Origin of the sequence: Bacillus sp. CCB-MMP212 (assembly GCF_022748145.1) — a bacterium.
Classification (GTDB): Bacteria; Bacillota; Bacilli; order Bacillales; family Bacillaceae_G; genus Bacillus_A; species Bacillus_A cereus.
On sequence record NZ_JALDQE010000013.1, the window covers coordinates 59,747 to 71,191 of the forward strand.

The following is an 11,445-nucleotide window of genomic DNA, read 5'->3' on the forward strand; positions in this document are numbered from 1 at the left end:
GACATAATATGTATTTACATACGATACATTTATCGTGTACATACGAAGGCAAGAGGTTAGCACTTTGTAAGGGGTGTGAAAATATGTTTAAATTTAATGATGAAAAAGGGCAATTAAAATGTTCTTTCTGTGGTAAAACACAAACGCAAGTTCGAAAGTTAGTGGCAGGTCCAGGTGTTTACATTTGTGACGAGTGTATCGAACTTTGTACTGAAATTGTACAAGAGGAGCTTGCGAAGGACGAAGAAGTAGAATTCAAAGATGTACCGAAACCGGTAGAAATTCGTGAAATCTTAGATGAGTATGTCATCGGGCAAGATAGCGCGAAAAAAGCACTAGCGGTAGCGGTATATAACCATTACAAACGCATTAATTCTAACAGCAAAATTGATGATGTAGAATTAGCGAAGAGTAATATCGCACTTATCGGGCCAACAGGTAGTGGTAAAACATTACTTGCACAAACGTTAGCGCGTATTCTAAATGTTCCATTTGCAATCGCGGACGCAACATCTTTAACAGAAGCTGGATATGTTGGGGAAGATGTAGAAAATATCTTACTAAAATTAATTCAAGCAGCTGATTATGATGTAGAGAAAGCGGAAAAAGGAATCATTTATATTGATGAGATTGATAAAGTGGCACGTAAGTCCGAAAATCCATCAATTACACGTGATGTATCTGGTGAAGGTGTGCAGCAGGCACTTCTGAAAATTTTAGAAGGTACTGTAGCAAGCGTTCCACCTCAAGGTGGTCGTAAGCATCCGCACCAAGAGTTTATTCAAATTGATACAACGAACATCTTATTCATTTGTGGTGGAGCGTTTGATGGCATTGAGCCGATTATTAAACGTCGCCTTGGTGAGAAAGTAATTGGATTTGGTTCTGAGAAGAAAAATGCTGATGTAAATGAGAAGCATGTTTTATCTCACGTATTACCAGAGGATCTTTTAAGATTTGGTTTAATTCCAGAGTTTATCGGTCGTCTTCCAGTTATTGCGAACCTAGAGCCACTTGATGAAGATGCTCTTGTTGATATTTTAACGAAACCGAAAAATGCACTTGTTAAGCAATTCCAAAAACTATTGGAGCTTGACGATGTTGAGTTAGAGTTTGAAGAAGGTGCACTAATCGAAATTGCGAAAAAAGCAATTGAACGTAAAACGGGTGCTCGTGGACTTCGTTCTATTATTGAAGGCTTAATGCTTGATGTAATGTTCGAACTTCCATCTCGTAAAGATATCGAGAAGTGTATTCTTACAAAAGAAACAGTAGCTGATAATGAACCGCCAAAATTGGTGTTACAAGACGGTACTGTACTTGATACAAAAACATCTGCATAATGCGAAAGGGAAACAGCAATTTTTATAATTGCTGTTTTTCTTTATGTTTAGCTACGTTCCTCCGCGGAAATACTAAGAGATAAAATATTGCGGGAGGAAATAAATAATGAGCTGGACAAATATATTTTTAGTTGTTCAACTTGTTTTTGGTGTAATTGTCGGATTATATTTCTGGCATTTACTTCGAAATCAACGAACACAAAAAGTTTCAATTGATCGAGAATCGAAAAAAGAATTAGAACAGCTTCGTAAAATGCGTGAGATTTCTTTAACAGAGCCGCTAGCAGAAAAGGTGCGTCCTACAACCTTTTTAGATATTGTAGGGCAAGAGGACGGGATTAAGTCCTTAAAAGCGGCTCTTTGTGGTCCGAATCCGCAACATGTAATCATATATGGCCCGCCAGGTGTTGGGAAAACAGCGGCAGCACGTCTTGTATTAGAAGAAGCGAAACGAAATCCTAAATCTCCATTTCGTACGAATGCAACATTTATTGAACTTGATGCGACGACAGCTCGGTTTGATGAACGTGGTATCGCAGACCCTTTAATTGGTTCGGTGCATGATCCGATTTATCAAGGTGCTGGGGCGATGGGGCAAGCAGGTATTCCGCAACCGAAAAAAGGTGCTGTAACAGATGCGCATGGTGGTATTTTGTTTATTGATGAGATTGGCGAACTCCATCCGATTCAAATGAACAAAATGTTAAAGGTGTTAGAAGATCGAAAAGTATTTTTAGAAAGTGCGTACTATAGTGAAGAAAATACGATGATCCCAACATATATACATGATATTTTCCAAAAAGGCTTACCGGCAGATTTTCGCTTAGTTGGAGCAACGACACGTTCGCCAGAGGAAATTCCTCCTGCTATTCGGTCACGTTGCTTAGAAGTATTTTTCCGTGAATTAGATACGGAAGAGATTCAAAAAGTAGCGAAAAACGCCGCGGAAAAAGTGGAAATGCAAATAGGTGAAAATGGTATTGAAATGATTGGGATGTATGCAAGAAATGGACGAGAGGCGATTAATCTCGTACAAATTTCTGCTGGTATGGCGATAAATGAAGAACGTTCTTTCATTAAAGATGAAGATATAGAGTGGGTTGTTCACTCAAGTCAGCTTACGCCGAAATACGAAAAGCACATTTATCCGATTCCAAGGATTGGTCTTGTAAATGGTCTTGCTGTATACGGACCAAATACAGGTGCGTTATTAGAAATTGAAGTAACAGCAATTCCGGCGAAAGATAAAGGGTCGGTAAATGTTACCGGAATTGTAGAAGAAGAAAGTATTGGTAGTCAAACGAAATCGATTCGCCGTAAAAGTATGGCAAAAGGCTCTGTTGATAATGTATTAACAGTACTTCGTTCTTTAGATGTGTTGCCAGAAGGATACGATATACATATTAATTTTCCAGGTGGTATCCCAATTGATGGACCTTCTGCAGGAATCGCTATGGCAACAGGTGTATATTCTGCGGTGCATCGCACATATGTAAATAATGAAGTAGCGATGACAGGTGAAATAAGTATACACGGAGAAGTAAAGCCTATTGGTGGCGTGTACGCAAAAATAAAAGCTGCGAAAAAAGCGGGAGCTAAGAAAGTCATTATTCCTGCTGAAAATATGCAACCATTTTTGTATACGATAAAGGGAATCGAAATTATTCCTGTCCGTAAATTAAAAGAAGTATTTGAGTTAACGTTTATGCAAGAAAATATGCATAGAGAGCTAGATGTACATACTAACGTAGACGAAACAGATGCACAATCTATGTAAAAATAAACAATAATAAAATTTGCCAGACTTCGTTTAAGTTTGTATGCTTAATCGGAGTCTTTTTTCTTTTCGTGAGGTAGAAAAACAAGCTATTTACAATTGCGAGGAATCTCAGCAATTGCATCTAGGTGTATTGTAATATAAAATAGTTGAACAGGAGTTTAATTTATTATGGAGGTGCTATGTCTAGTATGAATACGAACGAAAGAATCGTGCCCCTCCTACCATTAAGAGGCGTTCTCGTATATCCAACGATGGTTTTGCATCTTGATGTAGGACGTGATAAATCGATACAAGCACTAGAGCAGGCGGCAATGGATGAAAATATCATCTTTTTAGCAATGCAAAAAGAAATGAATATCGATGATCCGAAAGAAGATGACATATATAGTGTAGGTACAGTGGCGAAAGTAAAGCAAATGCTAAAATTGCCGAACGGTACGCTTCGTGTCCTTGTGGAAGGTTTACATAGAGCAGAAGTAATAGAGTTTATCGAAGAAGAAAATGTAGTACAAGTGTCTATTAAAACGGTAACTGAAGAAGTAGAAGATGATTTAGAAGAGAAAGCTCTTATGCGTACGTTACTGGAGCATTTCGAACAATATATTAAAGTTTCGAAAAAAGTTTCAAATGAAACATTTGCAACGGTAGCTGATGTAGAGGAACCAGGGAGATTAGCTGATTTAATTGCTTCTCACTTGCCGATTAAAACGAAGCAGAAACAAGAGATTCTAGAGATTGTATCTGTAAAAGAACGATTACATACACTTATTTCAATTATTCAAGATGAACAAGAGTTACTTAGCCTAGAAAAGAAAATTGGGCAACAAGTGAAACGTTCAATGGAGCGCACGCAAAAAGAATATTTCTTACGTGAGCAAATGAAGGCGATTCAAACTGAACTTGGCGACAAAGAAGGTAAGGGCGGAGAAGTAGAAGAACTTCGTGAAAAAATTGAACAGTCAGGAATGCCTGAAGAAACAATGAAGGCTGCGTTGAAAGAATTAGATCGTTATGAAAAGTTACCAGCAAGTTCTGCGGAGAGTGGTGTTATTCGCAATTATATTGATTGGTTATTAGCGCTTCCGTGGACAGAGGCAACAGAAGATATAATTGATCTTGCTCATTCGGAAGAGATTTTAAATAACGATCATTACGGTCTTGAAAAAGTGAAAGAGCGTGTACTTGAATATTTAGCTGTACAGAAGTTAACGAATTCATTAAAAGGACCTATCCTTTGTTTAGTAGGCCCTCCTGGGGTCGGAAAAACGTCGTTAGCGCGTTCAATTGCAACATCATTGAATCGTAACTTTGTCCGTGTATCTCTTGGTGGTGTGCGTGATGAATCTGAAATTCGTGGTCACCGCCGTACATATGTTGGAGCAATGCCAGGACGCATTATTCAAGGTATGAAAAAGGCGAAAACAGTTAATCCAGTCTTCTTATTAGATGAGATTGATAAAATGTCTAACGATTTCCGTGGAGATCCATCAGCAGCATTACTTGAAGTATTAGATCCAGAACAAAACCATAACTTCAGTGATCATTACATTGAAGAACCATATGATCTATCGAAAGTTATGTTTGTAGCAACTGCTAATACACTTTCAAGTATTCCAGGTCCGTTACTTGACCGTATGGAAATCATTTCGATTGCTGGCTATACAGAACTTGAAAAAGTACACATTGCTCGTGAGCATTTATTGCCGAAACAATTAAAAGAGCATGGCTTACGAAAAGGTAATTTACAAGTACGTGATGAAGCGCTTCTTGAAATTATTCGTTATTATACACGTGAGGCTGGTGTTCGTACGCTAGAACGCCAAATTGCAAAAGTTTGCCGTAAAGTAGCGAAAATTATCGTTACAGCAGAACGTAAACGTATCGTTGTGACAGAGAAAAAGATTGTTGATTTACTTGGTAAACACATATTCCGTTATGGGCAAGCTGAAAAAACAGACCAAGTTGGTATGGCAACAGGTCTAGCTTACACAGCAGCAGGCGGCGATACACTTGCAATTGAAGTTTCTGTAGCGCCAGGAAAAGGGAAACTAATTTTAACAGGGAAACTTGGGGATGTTATGAAAGAATCCGCACAAGCTGCGTTTAGTTATATACGTTCTCGTGCAGAAGAGCTTCAGATTGATCCGAATTTCCATGAGAAAAATGATATTCATATTCATGTTCCAGAAGGAGCAGTTCCGAAAGATGGACCGTCAGCAGGTATTACGATGGCAACGGCACTTATTTCTGCACTAACAGGTATTCCTGTAAGTAAAGAAGTAGGTATGACAGGTGAAATTACACTTCGTGGTCGTGTATTACCAATTGGTGGCTTAAAAGAAAAAACATTAAGTGCTCACCGCGCAGGCTTAACAAAAATTATTTTGCCAGCAGAAAACGAGAAAGATTTAGATGATATTCCAGAGAGCGTAAAAGAAAACCTTACGTTTGTGCTTGCATCTCATTTAGATGAAGTATTGGAGCACGCATTAGTAGGAGTGAAACAATGAAAGTAACAAAAGCAGATATTGTAATTAGTGCTGTTAAACCAGAACAATATCCAGACAGTGATTTACCAGAAATTGCATTAGCAGGTCGTTCAAATGTCGGGAAGTCTTCCTTTATTAATAAAATTTTAAATCGTAAAAAGTTAGTGCGTATTTCTTCTAAACCAGGAAAAACGCAAACGCTGAACTTTTTCTTGATCAATGAGATGATGCATTTTGTTGACGTTCCAGGTTATGGATATGCGAAAGTGTCTAAATCGGAGCGCGCGGCATGGGGGAAAATGATTGAAACGTACTTTACAACGCGTAAGCAATTAGACGCAGCTGTATTAGTAGTTGATTTACGTCACCAACCGACAAGTGATGACGTGATGATGTATGATTTCTTAAAGCATTATGAAATCCCAACAATTATTATTGCGACGAAAGCTGATAAAATCCCGAAAGGGAAATGGCAAAAGCATTTAAAAGTTGTAAAAGAAACGCTTGCTGTTGAAATTGGCGATGAAATCGTTCTATTCTCTTCTGAAACAGGACTTGGAAAAGAAGAAGCGTGGAAGGCAATTCATAAAATGACAAAAACAAAAAACGCGTGACGAATGTCGCGCGTTTTTTTCTTTATATAAGCTGTTAACGTACGTTTAATGTAACTTCAATATTACCTCGTGTTGCTTTAGAGTAAGGACATACACCGTGAGCCGCTTCTACAAGTTCTTGTGCTTCGCTATGTGAAACGCCAGCGACATGTACATCAAGCACGGCAGATAGGCCAAAACCACCATCTGTATCTTTTCCGATAGAAACGTGAGCGGTTACTTCTGTACTTTCTACTTTCATACGTTTTGTACGAATGACAAGTTGTAATGCACTATCGAAACAAGCTGCATAACCAGCTGCAAATAGTTGTTCTGGATTTGTTGCTTCTCCACCTGCACCACCTAGTGCTTTCGGCATTTTCACATCAAGATTTAATATGCCATCATCTGAAACTACTTTCCCATTTCTTCCACCTGTTGCTGTTACTGAAGCAGTATATAATTTATCCATATTTATTCCCCTTTTCCATCATTAATTGTTTTCATTGTTTCAATTAGTTTATTTAGTTGAATTAATAAAGAGCGATATTCTTGCTCTGTAATTCCTAAGTTTGTAGCCATTGTTGTCGGTAATGAACAAGCCTTTTCCTTTAAATTTTTACCTTGTTCTGTTAATTCAATACAAACTTTTCGCTCGTCTTCTTTGGAACGAACACGTTTTACAAGTGTTAATGATTCCATTCGTTTTAACATAGGTGTTAACGTACCGGAATCTAAAAATAGACGCTCTCCAATTTCTTTTACTGTTAGTCCATCTTGCTCCCATAGTACGAGTAAAGTAATGTACTGGGGATACGTAATACCCATCTCTTCTAAATAAGGTCGATAAAAACGAGTAACCTCTCTAGAACAGGCATAAATAGAAAAACAAAGTTGGTTATCTAGATGCAAAGAGTCCTCTGTCATACATAACTCCCTTCTTATTAAGTTGTGCACAATTTAATCTTGTAAAATCAATATAACGAAAAAGAAATAAAATGTCAAATACATTGTATTGAGAAAGTGTTTGCTACATTTTGGAACAATCATACATATTTTCCTTCATGATGAAAGAAGATAGGAAAGATGATGTTATAATTTATATGGAATAGTTTCCATCACTTGATTATGAGGACTTTTTTTGGTAACGTACAAATAGAGTTATTAATTTATAATCATTATAAAGTAGAAGTTTTTTTATTAGTTTGCTGAATCTCCTTTATTACATACGGAGAATAATTAAAAAATAATCGGTTGTTCACACGATTGTCAGATTCATAAGAGGAAAGTTGTATTATGATAGTAGATAAAGTGATAAAACGGGTGAAGGGGGACATGCTGCGTGCATATTCTTGTTGTTAGTGTAAATTATCGAACAGCCCCTGTAGAATTTCGTGAGAAACTCACATTTCAGGCAGCAGAGCTAGAGCGAGCGATGACTACATTACAAAATCAAAAGAGCGTGTTAGAGAATGTCATTGTATCAACTTGTAATCGCACTGAGATTTATGCTGTTGTCGATCAATTACACACGGGACGGTATTATATTAAGAAATTTTTAGCTGATTGGTTTCAGCTTGAAATAGAAGAAGTCGCACCATATTTAACTATTTTTGAACAAGATGGTGCAATAGACCATTTATTCCGCGTAACGTGCGGTTTAGATTCTATGGTAGTGGGAGAAACACAGATTTTAGGCCAAATAAAAGATAGCTTTTTAGAAGCACAACAAGTTAAAGCAACAGGCACAATTTTTAATGAATTGTTTAAGCAAGTCATTACATTAGCAAAACGTGCCCACTCAGAAACAACAATTGGTGAAAGTGCGATGTCTGTTAGTTATGCTGCTGTTGAGCTTGGAAAGAAAATATTTGGCGAGTTAACGGATTGTCACGTGCTTATTCTTGGTGCTGGTAAAATGGGCGAACTTGCACTACAAAACTTATATGGAAGTGGTGCTCGTAAAGTAACAGTTATGAATAGGACGCTTTCGAAAGCAGAAGTAATGGCTGAGAAATATATGGGACATGCAAAATCGTTAAGCGAATTACAATGTGCATTATTAGAAGCAGATATTTTAATTAGTTCAACTGGTGCATCTGAGTATGTCATTACGAAAGAGATGATGACAAAGGTGGAGAAAATGCGCTCTGGTCGTCCTTTGTTTATGGTTGACATTGCAGTGCCACGTGATATTGATCCAGCGATTGATGAGCTAGAAGGTTCTTTCTTGTATGACATTGATGATCTGCAAGGAGTAGTGGAGGCAAACCGTGCTGAGCGTTTGAAAGAAGCAGAGAAAATTCAATTTATGATTGAAGAGGAAATTGTTCTATTTAAAACGTGGTTAAGTACACTTGGTGTTGTTCCATTAATATCAGCTCTTCGTGATAAGGCACTTGCAATCCAAAGTGAAACGATGGTAAGCCTAGAGCGAAAAATACCAAACCTTAGTGACCGTGAGAAAAAAGTTATTAGTAAGCATACGAAAAGTATTATTAATCAATTATTAAAAGACCCAATTTTAGTAGCAAAAGAAATAGCTGCTGAAGAGGGAGCGAGCGAAAAACTAGCGTTATTTGCAAAGATTTTTGATTTAGAAACGGAAGAAGTAGAGAGTCGTGCGGAAGAAGTAGAACATAAAAGAGTGTGGACACCATCCGTTCCATCTTTATAATTTGGAAGGATGATCGGATGAGTTTTTTAAATAACAGTATTATTTATCATATTGCAATTATTTTATATGCTTGTAGCATTAGTTTATATTTTATAGATTATTTCCAAAGTAACCGAAAGGCGAACCGATTTGCTTTTTGGTTACTTTCGATTGTATGGGTATTGCAGTCTATTTTTATGTTGCTTAGGGCGACAGATTCAGAAACGAATCCCATTTTAACTTTATTATCAGGGATTTATTTTTATGTTTGGTTATTGATTACGATGTCGTTAGTCATAAATCGATTTATGCGCGTTGACTTTTTAGTCTTCTTTACAAATGTTGTTGCATTTGGCGTAAGCGCTTTTTCTATTTTTACACCGCTCGGAAAGATGTCGCCAGTACTTGCAGAGCAATTAGTTTCAGAACTTGTATACGTGCATGTTGGAATGGCGATTATTTCTTATGCAACGTTTACGGTATCGTTTATTTTTTCTATTATGTATTTACTGCAATATCGCCTATTAAAAAAGAAAAAGTGGAATGCGAGATTAAGAAGGTTAGGGAATTTACCGAAGCTTGAATCTACGTCTTACGGATTAAATTTATTTTCTGTTCCATTTTTCTTACTAGCAATTTTATTGGGGTGTATATGGGGATATACAAAATTGGACAATTTCCATTGGTATGATACGAAAGTAATCGGATCTTTTGTCGTTCTATTTGTGTATTGCACAGGTTTATATTTACGAGCGGCAGATGTGTTGCAAGGTAAGAAAATTGTACAGTGGAATATCGGATCGTTTCTCGTAATGCTAGTAAACATTTTTCTATTAAGCAGTTTATCCAATTTCCACTTTTGGTATTTATAATGAGGAGAGAGAATTATGCGCAAAATTATTGTAGGGTCACGAAAGAGTAAACTAGCATTAACGCAAACAAACTGGTTTATTGATCAGTTAAAAGCGCTAGGTCTACCATATGAATTTGAAGTGAAAGAAATTGTCACAAAAGGTGATGTTATTTTAGATGTTACTCTTTCAAAAGTAGGCGGAAAAGGCTTGTTCGTTAAAGAAATTGAGCATGCGTTACTTACGAAAGAAATCGATATGGCTGTACATAGTATGAAAGATATGCCGGCTGTACTTCCAGAAGGTTTAATGATTGGCTGTACACCAAAGCGTGTTGACCCTCGGGATGCTTTTATCTCAAAAAATGGAGCATCGTTTAAAGAGTTAGCGGAAGGTGCTATTTTAGGTACGAGTAGTTTAAGACGTAGTGCACAGCTACTCGCTGCGAGACCAGATTTACAAGTGAAGTGGATTCGCGGGAATATCGATACACGTTTACGTAAATTAAAAGAAGAAGATTACGATGCGATTATTTTAGCGACAGCTGGATTACAAAGAATGGGCTGGGATGATGAAGTTATTACAGAACATTTAGATGAAACGTTATGTGTACCTGCTGTAGGACAAGGTGCATTAGCGATTGAATGTCGTGAGGATGATAAGGATTTATTGCAATTGTTAGCGCATATTAATGATGCGATAACAGAAAGAACAGTGGCAGCGGAGCGAGTATTTCTTCATAAACTTGAAGGTGGATGCCAAGTTCCAATCGCTGGATATGCAACCCTTATAGAAAACGATGCAATCGAATTAACAGCTCTTGTCGGCTCTATGGATGGCTCTGTTTTATTAAAAGAGACAGTAGTGGGTACTAATCCTGAAGAAGTAGGATTAGAGGCCGCGGACCGTTTAATTAAACAAGGCGCCAAAGAACTCATTCTTGCTGCAAATAAGGAGCAACAATAAATATGAACGCTCTCGCTGGAAAAACGGTATTGATTACACGTGCCCAGCATCAAGCGAAACAAATGAGTGTAGCAGTGAAAGAAAAGAGCGGAATTCCATTGGAAATTCCGCTTTTGCGTATGGAAGGTATGTCTCATAGGCAAATTCAACATATTGAAGAGCAGCTACATTCATACGACTGGGTTATTTTTACGAGCAGAAATGGTGTAGCTTTTTTTCTAGATAGTTTAAAAAAGAAACTACCACTAACCATTAAAATCGCTGCGGTAGGTGTGAAAACAAAATTAGAGTTAGAAAAAAGGGGCTATCAAGTTCATTTTGTCCCGAATTCATTTGTTGCAGAAGCATTTGCCGAAGAGTTTCTAAAAGAATTAAGTGGAAATGAACGTATTTTATTTCCAAAAGGAAATTTAGCAAGAGATGTAATACCAGTTAAACTTCGGGAAATTGGTGTTTCTCTAGATGAGTTGATCGTATACGGTACGAAAGTGAATGTAGAAAAAAAGCAAGAGCTTATAGCAGCGTTGAAGTTAGGAGCAGTAGACATTATTACATTTACGAGTCCTTCAACTGTTACTAGTTTTGTTCGTTTACTTGAGGGTGCAAACTGGAGAGAATGGACAAAAAAATGTACAATTGCTTGTATAGGACCTATTACGGAAAAAGAGGCAAGTCGTTATTTTCCGTCTGTTATTGTGCCGAAAGAGTACACTGTAGAAGCATTACTACAATGTGTTTGTGAATCTATAAAATGAAAGAATGGGGAT

The 11,445-nt window shown here is 37.3% G+C and carries 10 protein-coding genes; 8 read left to right on the plus strand and 2 right to left on the minus strand.

All coding sequences use genetic code 11. The features are described 5' to 3' along the window. The first annotated feature begins 83 nt into the window (after positions 1-83). The 4 genes from clpX (at position 84) to ysxC (ending at position 6,226) form a co-directional block, all read left to right on the plus strand. A complete protein-coding gene (gene clpX, locus MRP26_RS26335) occupies positions 84-1,343 on the plus strand; it encodes an ATP-dependent protease ATP-binding subunit ClpX (RefSeq protein ID WP_000472289.1) in 1,260 nt (419 codons plus the stop codon). A 106-nt stretch (positions 1,344-1,449) separates the two neighbouring features. After that, entirely contained in the window at positions 1,450-3,120 is a 1,671-nt protein-coding gene (lonB, locus tag MRP26_RS26340) for an ATP-dependent protease LonB (RefSeq protein WP_000119173.1), read from the plus strand. Positions 3,121-3,302: 182 nt separating this feature from the next. Then, positions 3,303-5,633 carry an endopeptidase La gene (gene lon / locus MRP26_RS26345; protein ID WP_000097288.1) on the plus strand — a complete coding sequence of 777 codons (2,331 nt, stop codon included), beginning with the start codon at positions 3,303-3,305 and terminating at the stop codon, positions 5,631-5,633. After that, the gene (gene ysxC / locus MRP26_RS26350) at positions 5,630-6,226 is read left to right on the plus strand and encodes a ribosome biogenesis GTP-binding protein YsxC (RefSeq protein ID WP_000869118.1); all 597 of its coding nucleotides are present in this window, start codon (positions 5,630-5,632) and stop codon (positions 6,224-6,226) included. The genes lon and ysxC overlap by 4 nt, the downstream gene beginning before the upstream one ends. 34 nt (positions 6,227-6,260) lie before the next feature. Here the strand turns inward: ysxC and MRP26_RS26355 are convergent, their stop codons facing one another. Both MRP26_RS26355 and MRP26_RS26360 read right to left on the minus strand, forming a co-directional pair. Continuing rightward, the gene (locus MRP26_RS26355) at positions 6,261-6,677 is read right to left on the minus strand and encodes an organic hydroperoxide resistance protein (protein WP_000359774.1); all 417 of its coding nucleotides are present in this window, start codon (positions 6,675-6,677) and stop codon (positions 6,261-6,263) included. A gap of 2 nt (positions 6,678-6,679) precedes the next feature. Then, positions 6,680-7,132 (minus strand): MarR family winged helix-turn-helix transcriptional regulator, encoded by a 453-nt coding sequence (locus MRP26_RS26360; RefSeq protein WP_016080166.1) that lies wholly within the window; start codon positions 7,130-7,132, stop codon positions 6,680-6,682. Positions 7,133-7,547: 415 nt separating this feature from the next. On the opposite strand from MRP26_RS26360, the gene hemA reads away from it, so the two are divergent. From hemA to hemD, 4 genes are read left to right on the plus strand one after another with little or no spacing between them, the layout of a single operon-like run. Continuing rightward, positions 7,548-8,882: a glutamyl-tRNA reductase gene (gene hemA, locus MRP26_RS26365; protein ID WP_000547868.1), complete on the plus strand. Its 1,335-nt coding sequence runs from the start codon at positions 7,548-7,550 to the stop codon at positions 8,880-8,882. Between the two features lie 17 nt (positions 8,883-8,899). Next, the gene (locus tag MRP26_RS26370; protein WP_000009005.1) at positions 8,900-9,733 is read left to right on the plus strand and encodes a cytochrome c biogenesis protein; all 834 of its coding nucleotides are present in this window, start codon (positions 8,900-8,902) and stop codon (positions 9,731-9,733) included. Positions 9,734-9,748: 15 nt separating this feature from the next. Then, entirely contained in the window at positions 9,749-10,678 is a 930-nt protein-coding gene (gene hemC, locus MRP26_RS26375; protein ID WP_242807071.1) for a hydroxymethylbilane synthase, read from the plus strand. Between the two features lie 2 nt (positions 10,679-10,680). Then, positions 10,681-11,433: a uroporphyrinogen-III synthase gene (gene hemD, locus MRP26_RS26380; RefSeq protein ID WP_197242789.1), complete on the plus strand. Its 753-nt coding sequence runs from the start codon at positions 10,681-10,683 to the stop codon at positions 11,431-11,433. The last annotated feature ends 12 nt before the right edge of the window (positions 11,434-11,445 follow it).

Excerpts from the sequence above, each read along its gene's own strand:
- hemD (WP_197242789.1), top strand. The coding sequence starts at position 10,681 with ATGAACGCTCTCGCTGGAAAAACGGTATTGATTACACGTGCCCAGCAT.
- lonB (WP_000119173.1), top strand. The coding sequence starts at position 1,450 with ATGAGCTGGACAAATATATTTTTAGTTGTTCAACTTGTTTTTGGTGTA.
- hemC (WP_242807071.1), top strand. The coding sequence starts at position 9,749 with ATGCGCAAAATTATTGTAGGGTCACGAAAGAGTAAACTAGCATTAACG.
- ysxC (WP_000869118.1), top strand. The coding sequence starts at position 5,630 with ATGAAAGTAACAAAAGCAGATATTGTAATTAGTGCTGTTAAACCAGAA.
- MRP26_RS26370 (WP_000009005.1), top strand. The coding sequence starts at position 8,900 with ATGAGTTTTTTAAATAACAGTATTATTTATCATATTGCAATTATTTTA.
- MRP26_RS26360 (WP_016080166.1), bottom strand. The coding sequence starts at position 7,132 with ATGACAGAGGACTCTTTGCATCTAGATAACCAACTTTGTTTTTCTATT.
- clpX (WP_000472289.1), top strand. The coding sequence starts at position 84 with ATGTTTAAATTTAATGATGAAAAAGGGCAATTAAAATGTTCTTTCTGT.
- MRP26_RS26355 (WP_000359774.1), bottom strand. The coding sequence starts at position 6,677 with ATGGATAAATTATATACTGCTTCAGTAACAGCAACAGGTGGAAGAAAT.
- lon (WP_000097288.1), top strand. The coding sequence starts at position 3,303 with ATGTCTAGTATGAATACGAACGAAAGAATCGTGCCCCTCCTACCATTA.